This window comes from Saccharopolyspora antiqui (genome assembly GCF_052246905.1).
Classification (GTDB): Bacteria; Actinomycetota; Actinomycetes; order Mycobacteriales; family Pseudonocardiaceae; genus Saccharopolyspora.
On sequence record NZ_JBQQBO010000025.1, the window covers coordinates 1 to 16716 of the forward strand.

Here is a 16716-nt window from a genome sequence, read left to right on the forward strand (position 1 = left end):
AGGTGGCGATTTCGCGCTAAATCGCCACCCGCCCCGCGTGGGAGACAGCGATTTCGCGCGAAATCGCCCACCTCACCCGAGGCAGACGGCCCGACACGACCACTTCAAAAACAGGCACTCAGAGGCCTTCTCGTCTCCGCCGATCCCCGACTCATGTATGTCCGGCTACGCCCAATCCGCGCGAGCTCCAAGATCATGTTTTCGAGGCGGCGGTCACATCTGCGGCATCAGCAGCAGCCAGCGGGCCCCGACCACGAGTGCGGCCAGCCCGATGAGGAACCAGCACGCCAGCCAAGCCACGGCTGGCAGCCCGGTCAGCCGGGCGAGCTGGTCGGCGTCGGAGTTCGCCGCGCCGCCCCTGGCCCGCTTGCGGCCCAGCTCGGCGATCGGCCGCAGGCCGCCGAAGAGCAGGAACCAGCTGAACAGCGCGCAGCACAACGCCTGCCAGGCCGGAGTCGCGAACCAGGACACCGCGAAGATCACGCCGCCGGTCGCCAAGAGCGACAGCACGCCGTAGGCGTTGCGGATGGCCAGCAGCATGGCGACCAGCAGCGCGATGCACGCCCACAGCATCACGCGGGCCTGGTCGGCGGTGACCAGCCACGCCCCGCCGAGCCCGAGCAGCGACACCGCCGGATACCCGGCCACCAGGGTGAACACCATGCCCGGCCCGGTCGGCTTGCCGGTCGACACGGTCAGCCCGGAGGTGTCGGAGTGCAGGCGGATGCCGTTGAGCTTTCGGCCGCTGAGCAACGCGACCACCGCGTGCCCGCCCTCGTGCGCGATCGTCACCACGTTGCGCAGCAGCAGCCAGGTGTTGCGGCTGAGCACCAGCACCAACGAGAGCAGGCCCGCGATCAGCGCGGCGAGGTTGCCCGAATCGAGCAGCTGCGCGGTCCACTCCCGCACTAAATCGTCCACAGTAGACATCCGAAGCTCGGCGACAGAGCGCGGCCCAGCCTAGCCCAGGGAGCACGCGGGTCGGTTTGCGCGGCACCGTCGTCCGCAGGGGTCGGCGGTGCGTGATCGGTTGACGCGGCCGCGCCTACCCCGTGCGGGACCACTCGTGGGTGCGAAGACGGACCGCCTAGCTCACGAGGCGCCAGCGGCCTCGAACTCGGTCCGCGCGGCCGCCCGGATGTCGGCGTCCGCGAGGTAGTCCACTGTGGTCAGCGCGAGTCCGACCGCGCCGTCCAGGACGGCCCGGTCCCCGGCCGGAGAACCTGCCGCGGCGGCGAATTCCTCGGTGTGCAGCGACAGGTTCGGGTCGCCGAGGCCGATCATCGGGTGGATCGCCGGGAGCTGGTAGCTGAGGTTGCCGAGGTCCGTCGAGCCGGTCAGGTACTCCGGCACCACGCCGCGCGGCAGGGCCGTCCGGCCGCGCCGGGCCTGGTGCCGCGCCCAGCGGGCCGCCAGCACGTCGTTGTGCCGGATCGGCAGGTAAGCGGGGTTCTGGTCCCAGGTCAGCTCCACCCCGCAGCCGGTCATCGACGCCGCACCGTGCGCGATCGCCTCGATCCGGTTCGACAGGTCCTGCAACGAGCCCGGATCGGCGGCGCGGACGTAGAACAGCGCCGCGGCGCGATCCGGCACGACGTTGGGCCGCTTGCCGCCGTCGGTGATGATCCCGTGCACCCGGTCCGTCGACGGCATGTGCTGCCGCATCGCCGCCACGCCCTGGTAGGTCGCCACGACCGCGTCGAGCGCGTTGCGGCCCATGAACGGCTGCGCGGCGGCGTGCGCGGCCACGCCGTGGAAGACCACCTCGACCTGCCGCCGCCCCAGGAACGGGTGGGTGGCGATGTCGTGGGAGAACGGGTGCAGCATCACGACCGCGTCCACGTCGTCGAACAGCCCTGCCCTGGCGAGGTGCACCTTGCCGCCGCCGCCCTCTTCGGCCGGGGTGCCCACCAGGCTCACCCGCCCGCCGGTCGCGGTCACCGCGGTGGCCGCGGCGAGGAACCCACCGACCGCCGCCGAACAGATGATGTTGTGCCCGCAGCCGTGCCCGATGCCCGGCAGCGCGTCGTACTCCGCCAGCACCGCGACGTGCGGACCACCGCCGCCGAATCCGGCGCGCAACGCCGTGTCCAGCCCGCCGACACCGACCTCGACGTCATATCCGTGGCCGCGCAGCACCTCGGCCGCCCGCGCGGCGGATCGGTGCTCGGCGAACGCCTCCTCGGGATGCGCGTGCAGATCCCGGCTCAGCGCGAGGAGGTCCTCGGCGTGCCCGTCCACCCACCGCTCGACCTCGGCGCGCAACGCCTCGTCGGCGCCCGCGAAATCGGAGCGGATCGGTTCGGCGGCGGCCACCGCCCGCTCGGTCGCCGCGGACACGGCGCGCAGGTAGGAGGCGTCCGGCTGTACTGGTTCAACGTGCTGCGTCACACCCCGAACTCTAGAGCCTGTTGTTCAACCTCGTTTTGCTTCTGAGGTGCGACTTCGGGGGCCGTCCGCCGCGCCGCTTCGCGGACGGACACGAGAGCGTTACGCCGACGATCTTCAGGACGTAACACCGGGCTGGCGGGGAACCGGCCCCAGGACGCGGTGTGCCAGCAGCGTGCCGCCGACCACCGCCGACGGGATCACCACCAGCTGCGCGATCGGGATCAGGCACAGCAGGTAGGTCGGCAGCCCGAAACCGAGGACCGCCGCCCGGTGCCGCCGCAGCGTCCGGTGCCGGTCGCCGAGCTTCAGGCCGCGCCGCTGGAACACCAGACCGACCATCTCCAGGCTGATCACCCACGCCCCGAACAACGCGCCCAGCACCAGCGCCGCGATCTGCCCGACCACCGGGATGAGCCCGATGCCGAACAGCACGATCGCGCCGATCAGCACGATGCCCACCAGCTTCAGCGAATCCCGCACGCCGCGGCCGACCTGCCGCAGCAACCCGGCGCCGTCGTCGGAGGCGTCCAACCCCAGCTGCTGCTCGGCTTTTTCGGCGATGTGCTCGTAGAACGGGCCGCCGATGAGCAGCGTGATGGCGATGAACGACACCGAGCAAAGCAGCGCGGCCGCGCCGACCAGCGCCACACCCAGCAGGATGCGCAGCGCCTGGCGGCCGAAGTCGCCCCAGCCGTCGGCGAACGGCGTCAGCCAGGTGACCAGGTCACCGCTGAAGTAGATCAACGTGCCGAGACCGCCCATCAGCAGCACGACGCTGATCAGCGCGGGCAGGGCGCCGAGCAGCAGCAGCTTCGGGTTGCGCAGCATGATGCCGAAACCGGTGCCGAGGGTGCGGATTCCGGAGAGGAACGAACTCATCAGGGTTGGTCTCCCGTGCGGTGGTGATCAACGCGCCCACCGTATCGGTCGCCGAGTCCGTTTTGCGGGGAACCGGGGGATCAGCGCACGACGCGATGCCGGTTGCGGCGTGGGTGCCGCGTCGACCGGGGCAGCCGCCCGCCGAACGGGCTGGGACCCCGCCGGTCCGCGCAGCGATTGGCGTGCAATTCCAACAACAGCACGTCCGGGCTCTCCCCTGCGTTGCAGCGCCAGAGCATCCGCAACAGCTCGTCTTCGGCGAGCACCCAACGACGGCCGAACACATCATCGTCACTCATCGCGACTCCAACTCCCGCACGCGCAGCGCATGGTAGGTGTGCGATCGCTCCGGTTCACCATACCTCGGAGATCAGTCCGAGTGATCCGATTCACCAGGCGGGCCGATGTAGTTAGGTTAGCCTTGCTTGCGCATACGAACCGGATGACTAAGGACGCGGTGATGACTTCTCCCCCAGCAGCTGCCGCCCGCAGCAGGTTAGGCCGTCGGGGCTTCCTGATCGGTGCGACCGGTGTGCTCGCCGCCGGGCTGGCGGCCTGCGGGACCGGTGGCGGATCGGGCGCGACCGGCACCGTCCAGGGCGGCCCGGGGTTCCCGGCGAGCATCCCGAACCGGTATGGCACCGCGGAGCTCAAGGCAGCGCCGCAGCGCGTCGTCACCCTCGGCATCACCGACCACGACGTGCTGCTGCCACTGGGCGTGATCCCGGTCGGGCTGACCCAGTGGGGTCCGTGGGACAGCGGCGTCGGACCGTGGGTCGAGCCGATGTTGGGCGGTCAGCGGCCCGAGGTGTTCGGCAGCGAAGTCGACGTGGAGGGCGTCATCGCGCTGGCCCCGGACGTCATGATCGCGTTGCAGAGCGCGCTGACCGTGGACCAGTACAACCGGCTCAGCGGCTTCAACCCGGTGGTGGCCCAGCCGCCGAACTCCATCGACTACGGAGTCAACTGGCGGGTGCAGGCCGAGACCATCGGTCAGGCGCTGGGCAAGCAGGCCGAGGTCGCGAAGCTGCTCGCGGACACCCAGGCGCGCATCGACCAGACCCGCCAGGCCAACCCGGCCTTCGAGGGCAAGACGCACGTCACGGTCCGCACCGACTCGGCGGGCACCTACGCCGCCTACACCAAGCAGGACGCCCGGACCGCGCTGCTGGAGCAACTCGGGCTGCGGCTGTCACCCGCCATCGAAAACCTGGACAGCGGCGGGAAGTTCAACGTCAAGGTCAGCAAGGAGCAGGTGGCGCTGCTGGATGCCGACGTGGTGATCGTCACCACCGCGAAACCCACCGATGTGGACGCGGTCCGCGGCGATCCGCTGCTGAACAACCTCCCGGCGGCCAAACGCGGTTCGCTGGTGCTGCTCGACGACTACGACCTGACCATGGCGTTGGGCTCGGCCACCGTCTCCAGCATCCCGTTCGCCCTGGACCGGCTGACCCCGAAGCTGGCCGATGCGTTGACCTGAGCCAGCTTGCAACCGCGACGTCCAGCGGCAACGATACGTCGCTGTGACGCGCAAGCCCCATGAGCAGGACACCCCGATCGGTGCGGCGAAACCGCCCGCGGCCGTGGACGAACTGTCCAAGCGGATCATCGAGCAGTTGCAGCAGGACGGGCGGCGCTCCTACGCCGCGATCGGCAAGGCCGTCGGGCTGTCCGAGGCCGCGGTGCGGCAGCGCGTGCAGCGGCTGTTGGATTCCGGGATGGTGCAGATCGTCGCGGTAACCGATCCGCTGCAGCTCGGCTTCCTGCGCCAGGCGATGATCGGCATCAAGGTCGCGGGCGATGTGCAGCGGGTCGCCGACCAGCTCGCGGAGCTCTCCGAGATCGAGTACGTGGTGATCACCGCGGGCTCGTTCGACCTGATCGTCGAGGTGGTGTGCCGCGACGACGAACAACTGCTGGAGGTCATCAACCAGCGCATCCGCAGCCTCGACGCGGTCACCGCCACCGAAACCTTCGTCTACCTCAAACTCCGCAAGCAAACCTACGCCTGGGGCACCCGCTAGCGGACCGTTCCGAGGCTCCTGTTGCGCAGCGGTGCGGGTGGCCCGACACGCGCCGGTGTGTTGGGAGGAGTGGACATGAGTGAGGGGCACCCGTGACCAAGTAACTGGGTCACGGGTGCCCCTCACCTGCATCGGATCCGCTCAGTTCTCAGCTGAGGGTGGTCATGACGTGTTTGATTCGGGTGTAGTCCTCCAGGCCGTACATGGACAGGTCCTTGCCGTAGCCGGAGTGCTTGAAGCCGCCGTGCGGCATTTCCGCGACCAGTGGGATGTGGGTGTTGATCCAGACCGTGCCGAAGTCCAGTTCGGTGCTCGCGCGCATGGCCCGGCCGTGGTCCGCGGTCCACACCGATGAGGCCAGGCCGTAGCTGACGTCGTTGGCCTTGGCGTAGGCGTCGTCCTCGTCGGTGAAGCGCTGCACCGTGATCACCGGCCCGAACACCTCCTGCTGCACGATCTCATCGTCCTGCCGCAGCCCGGAAACGACCGTGGGGGCGTAGAAGTAGCCAACCTCCCCGACCCGCGATCCACCACAGTGGACAGTTGCGTGATCGGGCAGCCGGTCGATGAAACCGGCCACCTTGGCCAGTTGTGCGGCGCTGTTCAGCGGCCCGTAGAGGACGTCGGGGTCGCTGGGCGGGCCGGTCCGGGTGCCGCGCGCCTGTTCGGTCAGCGCCGCCACGAACTCGTCGTGCAGCCCCTCCTGCACCAGCACGCGGGTGGCCGCCGTGCAGTCCTGCCCGGCGTTGAAGAAGCCCGCGGTGGCGATGCCCTCGGCCGCCGACGCCGGGTCGGCGTCGGCGAAGACCACGACCGGGGCCTTGCCGCCGAGTTCCAGGTGCACCCGCTTGAGGTCGCGCGCGGCCGATCCGGCGACCTCGACACCGGCGCGCACCGACCCGGTGATCGAAGCCATCCGCGGAACCGGGTGCTCGACGAGCAGGCGACCGGTGTCCCGATCGCCGGTCACCACGTTGAACACCCCGGCGGGCAGGTGCTCGGCGGCGATCTCGGCCAGCAGCAGGGTGCTCGCGGGCGTGGTCTCGGAGGGTTTGAGCACCACGGCGTTGCCCGCCGCGAGCGCGGGCGCGATCTTCCAGATCGCCATCAGCAGCGGGTAGTTCCACGGCGTCACCTGGGCGCAGACGCCGAGCGGCTCGCGGCGGATGAACGAGGTGTGCCCGGCCAGGTACTCGGCGGCGGCGCGACCCTCCAGCACGCGGGCCGCACCGGCGAAGAACCGCAGGTGGTCCAGCACCATCGTCATCTCTTCGGCGTGCGTCAGCGCGATCGGCTTGCCGGTGTTCTCGCACTCCACGCGCACCACCTCGTCGGCACGCGCCTCGACGGCATCGGCGATGCGCAGCAGCGCGGTCTGCCGCTGCGCCGGGGTGCTCCGCCGCCAGTCCCGGAAGGCCTTGCCCGCAGCCGACATCGCATTGTCCACATCGGACTTGCCGGACAGCGCCTGGGCGGCGTAGACCGCACCGGTCGTCGGATCGACGACCTCCAGCGTCCGGCCGTCGACAGCCGGTACCCGGCGTCCGTCGATGAAGTTGTCGAACACTCGCCCGGTCACGCGACACCTCTTCCACTGATCGCGACAACAGATTTCGTTGCAAACATGCTGACGGTCAACGCTTTCAATTGCAAGCGAGCTTGTTAAATGCACTTTTCGTCGCCGAGATGTCTTGACGGACCGCGGTGCGCTGCTTTCAATGGGACGCCACGCGCCACGGCGTGCCACACCGAATCCCTCTCCCCCAACGAGGCCCCTCATGTCCCGGACAAACGAGGCCGCGTCGCCTCCTGCCGCCAGAACCGAACCCGAGCGCCTGCCCCGAGTGCTGACGATCTTCGGCGGCGTGCTGCTGACCCTCTCGTGCGTGACCCCGGCATCCTCGCTGTTCATCGTGGTGCCGCCGCTGGTGCAGACCCAGGGCACCGGCGTGGTGCTGACCCTCACGCTGGCCGCCCTGGTGTCGCTCGGCGTCGCCTTCTGCTACAGCGAACTCGGCACCCGATTCCCGCACGCCGGGGGTGAGTACTCGATCGTCGCCCGCGTGCTCGGCCGCGGCGCCGGTTGGGTCACCTTCGTGATGAGCCTGGCGATGATCGTGGTGGTACCGCCGGTCATCGCGCTGGGCACCGCCGACTACCTGAGTTCACTGGTGGAGCTCAACACCCCGGCCACCGGCGCCGTCGTGATGCTGCTGGCCACCGTCACGGCGGTGCTGGACGTGCGCTCCAACGCGCTGGTGACCGGCATCTTCCTCGGCATCGAGATCCTGGCCGCCGCACTGGTGGCGGTGTTCGGTTTCGCCCACGTCAACCGCCCGCTGAGCACCCTGGTCGTGCCGACGATCCCGGACGGCGCCGGGGGTTCCGCGCCGTTCACGCTGGCCGTGCTGCTGACCGGACTGGCCGTCGGGATCTTCACCTTCCAGGGCTTCGGCAGCGCGGTGTACCTCTCGGAGGAGTTGCGCGATCCTCGGCGCAACGTCGCCCGCACGGTGTTGTGGTCGCTGCTGGCAGCGGTGGTGATCATCGTGCTGCCGACGGTGGCGATCGTGCTCGGCGCGCCGAGCAGCGCCGACCTGGCCGCCGCCGATTTCCCGGCGATCGTCGAATCCTGGGGCGGACCGGCGCTGTCGACGTTCGTCAGCCTGGCGGTCGCCGCCGCGATCCTCAACGCGGTGATCGTCATGGTCCTGCAGAACGCCCGGGTGATCTACGCGTCGGCCCGCGACCAGGCCTGGCCCGCCCCGGTGAACCGGGCGCTGGCCCGGCTGCACCCGCGCTGGAAGTCGCCGTGGGTGTCGACGCTGGTGGTGGGTGTTCCCGGTGCCGCGCTGGCCGGACTGGTCGACATCGAGTCGCTGATCGGCCTGACCGGCGTGGTCGTCGCGGTGCTGTACCTGCTGATCGCGATCGCCGCGCTGCGCGTCCGCCGATCGACCGGGCCGACGGCCTGGCGGATGCCGCTGTGGCCGGTGCCCGCGCTGGTGACCGCGGCGGCGATCGTCCTGGCGCTGGCGAACCAGAGCCTGGCGGACCTCCTGCTCACCGCGGCGGTGGCGGTGCTCGCCGCGGCGTACTACGCGGTGCACCTGCGCAGGCGCCGGGACACGCACTGGGTCATGACAGACAACTAGATCAATCGTCTCACTGGACATTTTCAACTGTTTCCGTTGTAGTAGATCTAATTTACAATGGATTCGGCACACAACCGATTGACGCGAGGTTGATCATGACCGCGACGGACAAGCCCGCCGCAAGCCACGCCCGCACGCTCGGCGACCGGGCCCGCGACCACCTCTGGCTGCACTTCGCCGAGCACGGCGGCTACGCCGACAGCGAGATCCCGGTGATCGTGCGCGGCGACGGCCCGTACGTCTACGACGAGCACGGCAAGCGCTACTTCGACGGCCTGGCCGGGCTGTTCGCCGTCCAGGTCGGACACGGCCGCGACGAACTCGCCGCCGCGGCGGCGCGCCAGACCAAGCAGCTCGGCTACTTCCCGCTGTGGTCGCACGCCCACCCCAGCGCCGTCGAACTCGCCGAGCGGATCGCCGCCCAAGCCCCCGGCGACCTCAACCGGGTGTTCTTCACCGGCGGCGGCGGCGAAGCCGTCGAAACCGCCTGGAAACTCGCCAAGCAGTACTTCAAGAAGACCGGAAAACCCAACAAGCACAAGGTGATCAGCCGCTCGCTGGCCTACCACGGCACCTCCCAGGGAGCGCTGTCCATCACCGGGATCCCGGGCGCCAAGCAGGACTTCGAACCGCTGGTGCCCAGCGCGATCAAGGTGCCCAACACCAACTTCTACCGAGCGCCGGTCTTCGCCGACGACTACGAGGCGTTCGGCGCCTGGGCGGCCGACGAGATCGCCCGCGCGATCGAACGGGAGGGCCCGGACACCGTGGCCGCGGTGTTCCTGGAGCCGTTGCAGAACACCGGCGGATGCTTCCCACCACCGCCCGGCTACTGGCAGCGGGTCCGGGAGATCTGCACCGCGCACGACGTGCTGCTGGTCTCCGATGAGGTGATCTGCGCCTTCGGTCGGCTCGGCCACGACTTCGGCGCCAACCGGTACGGCTACCAGCCCGACATCATCACCGTCGCGAAGGGACTGACCTCGGGTTATGCCCCGTTGGGCGCGATGATCGCCGACGAGCGGTTGATGCAGCCGTTCCTGGTCGACGGCAGCAGCTTCACGCACGGCTCGACCTACGGCGGGCATCCGGTGGCCTGCGCGGTCGCGATGGCCAACCTGGATCTGGTCGAGTCCGAGGACCTCTACGGCCAGGTCCGCGCCAACGAGGCGAACTTCCGGGCCACGCTGGAGAAACTGCTCGACCTGCCGATCGTCGGGGACGTCCGGGGGGCCGGGTACTTCTACGGGATCGAACTGGTCAAGGACAAGGCGACCAAGCAGACCTTCACCGCGGCCGACGCGGAACGGGTGCTGCGCGGGTACGTCTCGCCCGCCCTGTTCGAGGCCGGGCTGTACTGCCGGGCCGACGACCGCGCCGAACCGGTGATCCAACTGGCCCCGCCGCTGATCTGCACCCAAGAGCACTTCGACGAGGTCGAGCAGATCCTCCGCGCAGTCCTGACCGAAGCCTGGACGAAGCTCTAAAGTCTGGCCTTGAGGCGGCGACGCGGCGATTTCGCGGCGAAATCGCCAACTCCCGCGCGGTGGCTGCGCCCTCGGCGCTGTGGCTGGCCACCCCCAGCAGGCCAGCCACAGCGCCGAAGTCCGGTGGTGGCTCGAAAACTCCCACCTCACAGGTAGGACGTTGAGCGAGCCGGATTCGCTCCCACTTCCGCGATCTCTTCGCAGCCGCACACGCCCCGGCGTGAAAAAGGCCCCTCCCGCGAGAGTCGAGGTCGTCGCGGAAGGGGCCAAGCCGCTGTGCATCAGGCGATGATGCGGATCGGATCCTCCAAGAATCCGGTCAGCTGCTGCAGGAACGCCGCGCCGACCGCGCCGTCCACTGCCCGGTGATCCGCCGACAGCGTCACCCGCAGGATCTTGCGGGCCACGAACTCGCCGTCGCGCACCTGCACCTCGTCGCGGGCCGCACCGACGGCCAGGATCGCCGCCTCCGGCGGGTTGATCACCGCGCTGAACTGCTCGATGCCGAACATGCCGAGGTTCGAGATCGAGAAGGTGCCGCCGGACATCTCGTCCAGCTTGAGCTTGCCCTCGCGGGCCCGCCCGGCCTTCTCCCGGCTCTCGACGGCGATCTCCGAGACGCTCTTGCGGTCGGCGTCCTTGATCACCGGGACCACCAGGCCGTTGTCGATCGCCACCGCCACGCCGAGGTTGATGCGCTTGTGCTGCAACAGCTTGTCCCCGCCGAAGGAGACGTTGACGCTCGGGTTCGCCCGCAGCGCCGTGGCCACCGCCTTCACGACCAAGTCGTTGATGCTGACCTTGGGACCGCCCGCGGCCTGCAGGCGCTCGTTGAGGTTCGCCCGGAACGCCATCAGGTCCGTGACGTCGATGGCGCTGGTCAGGTAGAAGTGCGGGGCCTGCTGCTTGCTCTCCGTCAGGCGCTTCGCGGTCACCTTGCGGATGTTGCTGAGCGGGATCTCCTCGACATCCGCGTCGGCCACCACCGCCGGGGCCGCAGCGGGAGCCGGGGCCGCGGGCTGCGTGGCCGGAGCGCTCGGGGTGGCCGCGGCGGCGGCCTCGATGTCGGCGCGGATGATCCGGCCGCCGGGCCCGGTGCCCCGCACCGTCGCCAGGTCCACGCCCTTCTCCTTGGCAACCGCCTTCGCCAGCGGCGACGCCTTCGGCTTCGCACCCGGCTCGGCAGTCGCGACAGGAGCCGGAGCAGCAGCAGGTGCAGGAGCAGGTGCAGCAGCGGGAGCCGGTGCGGGAGCCGGAGCAGGCGCGGCCGGTGCTGGGGCGGACTGCGCCGCAGCGCCGGAACCGTCGCCGAGGATCGCGATCGGCGTGCCGATCGCCACCGTCGCACCCTCCTCGACGAGGATCTTCTCCAGCACCCCGTCGTCGTAGGCCTCCAACTCCATGAGGGCCTTGTCGGTCTCGATCTCGGCCAGCACATCACCGCGGCTGACCTGGTCGCCGACCTTCTTCTGCCACGTCGAGATGACGCCCTCCTCCATGGTGTCGGAGAGCCTCGGCATCTGAATCTCAGTCATCGTCTTCCTAGGGTGAGCGCAGGCCTCAGCGGCGGCGGCCGACCGCTTCCAACGTTTGTTGAACGGCAGTGGTCAGGGATTCGGCGGAGGGCAGCGCGGCGCGCTCCAGCGGTTTCGCGTAGGGCAGTGGCACCTCGGCGGCGGCGACCCGGCGCACCGGGGCGTCCAGGTAGTCGAACGCGCCGTCGGAGATCGACGCGGCGATCTCGGCGCCGATCCCGTAGGTCAGCCAGTCGTCCTCGGCGACCACGGCGCAACCGGTCTTGCGCACGGAGTCCACAATGGTCTGCCGGTCCAGCGGCCGCAAGCTGCGCAGGTCGATGACCTCGGCGTTGATGCCCTCGTCGGCCAGCTGCTCGGCGACCTGCTGGGCGACCACCGCCATCCGCGAGTAGCCGATGATGGTGATGTCGGTGCCCGGCCTGGTCACCTTCGCCTTGCCGATCTCGGCCGGTTCGACGACGTCGGGTACCTCGCCCTTGGTGTTGTACAGCGCGAGGTTCTCCAGGAACAGCACCGGGTCGTTGTCCCGGATGGACGCCAGCAGCAGGGCCTTGGCCTCGGCCGGGGTGCTCGGCGCGACGACCTTCAGCCCCGGCACGAACGCGTAGTACAGCTCGATGTTCTGGGAGTGGGTGGCCCCGAGCTGCTGCCCGCCGCCGCCCGGGGTGCGCATGACCATCGGCACGCTGGTCTGGCCGCCGAACATGCCGTAGATCTTGGCCGCGTGGTTGACGATCTGGTCCAGCGCGATCAGCGAGAAGTTGATCGTCATGAGTTCCACGACCGGCCGCAGCCCCAGCATGGCCGCACCGACCGCGGCGCCGACGAAGCCCTCTTCGGCGATCGGGGTGTCGCGCACCCGCTTCTCGCCGAACTCCTTCAGCAAGCCAGCGGTGATCTTGTAGGAGCCTTCGAAGACTCCGATCTCCTCGCCGATGAGGAAGACGTCCTCATCGCGCAGCATTTCCTCGCGAAGCGTGTCGTGCAACGCCTGGCGATAGGTGATGACGGCCAAGAGTGTTTCTCCTGCACAAAAGGCATTGGTGACCGGGCGCCCGGCCGGGTGCGATGGCGGCCCGGCGGACGCGCGGTTCAGGTGGCGGGGTGTCGCGGAAATCGCAGCGGGTGCCTCAGAAGACCGGGTCGGCGGGCAGCCGCCGCGAGTCGTTGGCAACCGGGGTGGCGTAGGTGTAGTCGAACAGCGTCGCGGGGTCGGGGTGCGGGCTGTCGTCGGCGAACGCCACGGCCGCGTCGGCCTCGGCCTGCGCCTTGTGCTCGATCTCGGTCGCGGTGTCCTCGTCGAGGATGCCCGCCTCGATCAGCTCGGCCCGGAAGTTCGCCACCGGGTCGGCCTGCTTGGCCTTCTCCACCGACTCCTCGCTGCGGTACTTCGCCGGGTCGACCACCGAGTGGCCCTTCAGCCGCTCGCTGACCGCCTCCAGCAGCGCCGGGCCACCGCCGGAGCGGGCCTGCGCGACCAGTCGGGTCGCCGCGTCGCGGACGGCCAGCACGTCGTTGCCGTCCACCCGCTCGCCGTGCATCCGGTAGGCCGCCGCGCGCTTGTACAGCTCCGACTCGGCGGAGGACTTGTCGACCGTGGTGCCCATCCCGAGCTGGTTGTTGACCACCACGAACACCACCGGCAGGTTCCACAGCGCGGCGATGTTCAGCGCCTCGTGGAACGCGCCGATGTTGGTGGTGCCATCGCCCATCTGGCACATCACCACCTGGTCGCCGCCGCGGTAATCGATGGCCAGCGCGGCACCGGTGGCCAGCGGGACCTGGCCGCCGACGATGCCGTAGCCGCCGAGCAGCCCGGCCGTCACGTCGAACATGTGCATCGAGCCGCCCCAGCCCTTGGAGGTGCCGGTGGTGCGGCCGTAGAGCTCGGCCATCACGCGGCCGGGCTCGATGCCCTTGGCGATCGCGTAGCCGTGCTCGCGGTAGTTGGTGTACAGCAGGTCGCTGGTGCGCAGCGACCGCATCAGACCGACGACGGTGGCTTCCTCACCGAGGTTGAGGTGGCAGTAGCCGCCGATCTTGGCCTGCGTGTAGCCCTGCGCCGCGCGCTCCTCGAAGCGGCGGATCAGGGTCATCTCGTGGAAGTAGTCCTGCAGGAGCTCCGGCGACTCACCGGCGAACCGTACGCCGCCGGAGCCGCGTACCGAACCACTCCGTCGCGACTTGGTTCCGCCGCGGCTGGCCGGTTTGCTGCGGGTAGCAGTCTGTGCCATCACAGATCCCCTTTCGGAAAAGCTCGGCTTAGCGCTTCTTCGGCGGTGCGATGTGGATCGGCAGACCCAGTGCGGCCATCGCCGCTTCCATGCCGACCTCACCCAGGGTCGGGTGCGCGTGGATGGTCTCGGCGAGCTCGTCGAGGGTGGCTTCCAGCGCCATGGCCAGCGCGCCCTCGGTGATCAGATCGCTGGCGGACGGGCCGATGATGTGCACGCCGAGCACCTCGCCGTACTTCTTGCCCGCGACGATCTTCAAGAAGCCCTCGGTGTCGCCGTAGCTCTGCGCCCGGCCGAGCGCGGCGAACGGGAACTTCGCGGTCACCACCTCGTGGCCCGCGTCGACCGCCTTGGCCTCGGTGAGTCCGACGCTGGCGATCTCCGGGTGCGTGAAGGTGGCGGCCGGGATCACGTTGTAGTCGATCGCGGCGTGGTGCCCGGCGATCGTCTCGGCGGCGACCACGCCCTGGTGCGATGCGACGTGCGCGAGCAGCGCCTTGCCGGTGACGTCGCCGATCGCGTAGACGTGCTCGACGTTGGTGCGCAGCTTGTCGTCCACGCCGATGAAGCCGCGCTCGTTGGTGGCCACCCCGGCCTTGTCCAGGTCGAGGTTGGCGGTGTTGGGCTTGCGGCCGACGCCGACGAGCACCACGTCTGTGTCGATCTGCTGCGGCTTGGCGCCGTCCACGCTGACCTGCAGGCCGTCGGCCGCCTGGTCGATCCGGGACACGGTCGCGGCGGTGAGCACCTTGATGCCGCGCTTGGTGAACGAACGTCCCAGCGCCTTGCCGACCTCGACGTCCTCGGCGGGCACCAGGGTCTGCTGCATCTCGATGATGCTGACCTCGCTGCCGAGGGTGGCGAACAGGGTCGCCCACTCCGCGCCGACCGCGCTGCCGCCGATGATCGCGATGCGCCCGGGGACCTCGGTGAGCCCGAAGGCACCGTCGGAGGTGATCACGCCGGGCAGCTCCGCACCGGGCAGCGGCAGCTGCACCGGGACCGAGCCGGTGGCGATGATGACGTCGCGGCCGGAGACCTGCTCGATCGGCTGCGCACCGGCCGGTTCGGCGGCGTAGCGCGGGCCGTCGGCGCCCAGCGGCGAGTCACCGGTGGCGTAGACGTCCACAGTGGTCGGTCCGGTGAACCGGGCGTGGCCGTTCACCACGGTGACGCCGTTGGTCTTCAGCAGACCCGCCACGCCGTCGGTGAGGCCCTTGACGACGCTGTTCTTGCGGCGGGTGATCGCGTCGTAGTCGAGGGTGACGTTCTCCACGTTCACCCCGAAGTCTGCCGCGTGCAGCACGGTTTCATACACGTCAGCGGAACGCAGCATCGCCTTGGTCGGGATGCAGCCCCAGTTCAGGCAGACCCCGCCGGGCCGCTCCTTCTCCACCAAGCCGACCGAAAGACCACGCTGTGCGGCGCGGATCGCGGCGACGTATCCGCCGGGACCGCCGCCCACCACGAGAACGTCGAACTCCTGCACTTCGCTGTGCTCCTTTGACTGCACGCGCCGGTAACCGAAAGCCCGGATCGAGCGGGCAATTCTCACTCTGAGTTTCGTGAGCGCGACCACTCCCGCGCTATGCCCACTCGCCCAGACTTCATTCAGCGCAAATGTGCAGACCGCACATTCCCAAGCGTGACGCACACAACATGTAACGCGACCATCACCCACCGTGCCCGAGACAGCCGTCACACACCGCCAACCAACGCCACGCCCAAAAACCGAGCAAAACCGCCTACCCCACCCCGCCGCCACCCCTGGCGGCCCGAAAAGCCTTATTCGCCCAACTGTCGCCACTGCACAGTCAACACCCGTTCAGGAACCCGCGCCCCGACAGTGCGACGGATTGGCCGACGGCCCGCCCAGCACGGCTTGGGGCTGGATCGACGCGGGTCGTGGTCGCAGCACCACGACCACCACGAAAGCCTTCAAAGATCCGCAGCCCGGCGTCCCTGACAGCGGGGTGTGGGCTATTTCGGTGTCGCCCGAGCGCTGCCGCGGCTGCCTGATCGGTTCTTGACTTCGAGTTAGCTGGAATTCCTAGCGTTGCCACGACCGCGATCCGGACGAACCGGATCACCGCGGCTCCCAAGAGGTGTGGAGGACTGATGACCGAAACAACTGGACGCGTTCCCGATCGCTCGGCTGTGACCGTGATCGGATTGGGGGAGATGGGGTCGGCGCTGGCGAAGGCATTCCTGCTCGGCGGGCACCCGACCACGGTGTGGAACCGGACCCGGCGGAAGGCCGACGGGCTGGTCGCCGAGGGGGCGCACCGGGCCGGGACCGTCCGGGACGCCGTGCTCGCCAGTCCGCTCGTGGTCGTCAACGTCAGGGGCAACGCCGCTGCCCGCGACGTCCTGGCATCGGCGGGTGACGCGCTCGCCGGGCGAGCCGTGGTCAACCTGACGGACGGCACGTCCGCGGAGGCGAGATCGATGGCGGAGTGGACCGCGAACCACGGCGCGGAGTACCTGCACGGGCAGATCATGACGATCGCCCCGGGCGTCGGGCACCCGGAGGCGGTGGTCTTCTTCGGTGGCGCCGAAGCCGTGTACGACCGGTACCGCTCGGCGCTCCAACTCCTGGGCGGCCGGGGAAACCTGATCGCGACCGATCCCGGTGTACCAGCGCTGTACGGGATGGCCGTGCACGGCACGATGTGGGGGACGCTCAACGGGTTCCTGCACGCGGCTGCGCTGCTGTCGAGCAGCGGCATCGAGGTGAAGCGGTTCTTGGACCATGCCGCTGCATCCGTTTCCGCACTGCTCTCGTTCTTGCCGTCGATCGCCGATCAGGTCGACCGGGGTGCGCACGCGGTGGAGTACGGGGCGCTCAAGCACCACCTGCCTTCGATCGAGGACCTCGTGCGAGCGAGGTATCGATGCCGGATTCCCCGGCTACACGCTGGGCTTGGTGACCAAGGCCATCGCCGAGGGGCACGCCGACGACGACTACTCGCGCCTGGTCGAGCATTTCAGGAAGCCGTGACGAC

At 69.4% G+C, this 16716-nt stretch carries 13 protein-coding genes and 1 pseudogene; 5 read left to right on the forward strand and 9 right to left on the reverse strand.

What is annotated here, in order from left to right; all coding sequences use genetic code 11:
* Window positions 1-213 precede the first annotated feature (213 nt).
* The 4 genes from ACTWQN_RS30180 to ACTWQN_RS30195 form a co-directional block, all read right to left on the reverse strand.
* A complete protein-coding gene (locus tag ACTWQN_RS30180) occupies window positions 214-930 on the reverse strand; it encodes a M50 family metallopeptidase (RefSeq protein WP_443207005.1) in 717 nt (238 codons plus the stop codon).
* A gap of 162 nt (window positions 931-1092) precedes the next feature.
* Entirely contained in the window at window positions 1093-2391 is a 1299-nt protein-coding gene (locus ACTWQN_RS30185; RefSeq protein ID WP_443207006.1) for a M20 family metallopeptidase, read from the reverse strand.
* Window positions 2392-2505: 114 nt separating this feature from the next.
* Window positions 2506-3270: an EI24 domain-containing protein gene (locus tag ACTWQN_RS30190; RefSeq protein WP_443207007.1), complete on the reverse strand. Its 765-nt coding sequence runs from the start codon at window positions 3268-3270 to the stop codon at window positions 2506-2508.
* An 80-nt stretch (window positions 3271-3350) separates the two neighbouring features.
* Window positions 3351-3569 carry a hypothetical protein gene (locus ACTWQN_RS30195; protein ID WP_443207008.1) on the reverse strand — a complete coding sequence of 73 codons (219 nt, stop codon included), beginning with the start codon at window positions 3567-3569 and terminating at the stop codon, window positions 3351-3353.
* Window positions 3570-3730: 161 nt separating this feature from the next.
* Here ACTWQN_RS30195 and ACTWQN_RS30200 point away from each other — a divergent pair, with 161 nt between their 5' ends.
* On the forward strand, window positions 3731-4753 hold the full coding sequence (locus tag ACTWQN_RS30200) for an iron-siderophore ABC transporter substrate-binding protein (protein WP_443207009.1): 1023 nt from the start codon (window positions 3731-3733) through the stop codon (window positions 4751-4753).
* Window positions 4754-4796: 43 nt separating this feature from the next.
* The gene (locus tag ACTWQN_RS30205) at window positions 4797-5297 is read left to right on the forward strand and encodes an Lrp/AsnC family transcriptional regulator (RefSeq protein WP_443207010.1); all 501 of its coding nucleotides are present in this window, start codon (window positions 4797-4799) and stop codon (window positions 5295-5297) included.
* A 148-nt stretch (window positions 5298-5445) separates the two neighbouring features.
* On the opposite strand, the gene ACTWQN_RS30210 is transcribed toward ACTWQN_RS30205, so the two are convergent.
* Window positions 5446-6864 carry a gamma-aminobutyraldehyde dehydrogenase gene (locus ACTWQN_RS30210; protein WP_443207106.1) on the reverse strand — a complete coding sequence of 473 codons (1419 nt, stop codon included), beginning with the start codon at window positions 6862-6864 and terminating at the stop codon, window positions 5446-5448.
* Between the two features lie 211 nt (window positions 6865-7075).
* On the opposite strand from ACTWQN_RS30210, the gene ACTWQN_RS30215 reads away from it, so the two are divergent.
* Both ACTWQN_RS30215 and ACTWQN_RS30220 read left to right on the forward strand, forming a co-directional pair.
* A complete protein-coding gene (locus ACTWQN_RS30215; protein WP_443207011.1) occupies window positions 7076-8452 on the forward strand; it encodes an APC family permease in 1377 nt (458 codons plus the stop codon).
* Window positions 8453-8547: 95 nt separating this feature from the next.
* Window positions 8548-9939, forward strand: a complete 1392-nt coding sequence (locus ACTWQN_RS30220) for an aspartate aminotransferase family protein (protein ID WP_443207012.1) — start codon at window positions 8548-8550, stop codon at window positions 9937-9939.
* Window positions 9940-10220: 281 nt separating this feature from the next.
* On the opposite strand, the gene ACTWQN_RS30225 is transcribed toward ACTWQN_RS30220, so the two are convergent.
* From ACTWQN_RS30225 to lpdA, 4 genes are all read right to left on the reverse strand, one after another.
* Window positions 10221-11474, reverse strand: coding sequence for a dihydrolipoamide acetyltransferase family protein (locus tag ACTWQN_RS30225; protein WP_443207013.1), 1254 nt, complete (start codon window positions 11472-11474; stop codon window positions 10221-10223).
* A gap of 25 nt (window positions 11475-11499) precedes the next feature.
* On the reverse strand, window positions 11500-12492 hold the full coding sequence (locus tag ACTWQN_RS30230; RefSeq protein WP_443207014.1) for an alpha-ketoacid dehydrogenase subunit beta: 993 nt from the start codon (window positions 12490-12492) through the stop codon (window positions 11500-11502).
* A gap of 115 nt (window positions 12493-12607) precedes the next feature.
* On the reverse strand, window positions 12608-13711 hold the full coding sequence (gene pdhA, locus ACTWQN_RS30235) for a pyruvate dehydrogenase (acetyl-transferring) E1 component subunit alpha (RefSeq protein WP_443207015.1): 1104 nt from the start codon (window positions 13709-13711) through the stop codon (window positions 12608-12610).
* A gap of 28 nt (window positions 13712-13739) precedes the next feature.
* A complete protein-coding gene (lpdA, locus tag ACTWQN_RS30240; protein ID WP_443207016.1) occupies window positions 13740-15200 on the reverse strand; it encodes a dihydrolipoyl dehydrogenase in 1461 nt (486 codons plus the stop codon).
* 629 nt (window positions 15201-15829) lie between these two features.
* On the opposite strand from lpdA, the pseudogene ACTWQN_RS30245 reads away from it, so the two are divergent.
* A pseudogene (locus tag ACTWQN_RS30245) lies at window positions 15830-16712 on the forward strand (NAD(P)-dependent oxidoreductase).
* Window positions 16713-16716: the final 4 nt, after the last annotated feature.

Bases quoted from the DNA above. Each gene is read 5' to 3' on its own strand.
- ACTWQN_RS30180 (WP_443207005.1), bottom strand. From the start codon at position 930: ATGTCTACTGTGGACGATTTAGTGCGGGAGTGGACCGCGCAGCTGCTC.
- ACTWQN_RS30190 (WP_443207007.1), bottom strand. From the start codon at position 3,270: ATGAGTTCGTTCCTCTCCGGAATCCGCACCCTCGGCACCGGTTTCGGC.
- ACTWQN_RS30195 (WP_443207008.1), bottom strand. From the start codon at position 3,569: ATGAGTGACGATGATGTGTTCGGCCGTCGTTGGGTGCTCGCCGAAGAC.
- ACTWQN_RS30200 (WP_443207009.1), top strand. From the start codon at position 3,731: ATGACTTCTCCCCCAGCAGCTGCCGCCCGCAGCAGGTTAGGCCGTCGG.
- ACTWQN_RS30215 (WP_443207011.1), top strand. From the start codon at position 7,076: ATGTCCCGGACAAACGAGGCCGCGTCGCCTCCTGCCGCCAGAACCGAA.
- ACTWQN_RS30220 (WP_443207012.1), top strand. From the start codon at position 8,548: ATGACCGCGACGGACAAGCCCGCCGCAAGCCACGCCCGCACGCTCGGC.
- ACTWQN_RS30225 (WP_443207013.1), bottom strand. From the start codon at position 11,474: ATGACTGAGATTCAGATGCCGAGGCTCTCCGACACCATGGAGGAGGGC.
- pdhA (WP_443207015.1), bottom strand. From the start codon at position 13,711: ATGGCACAGACTGCTACCCGCAGCAAACCGGCCAGCCGCGGCGGAACC.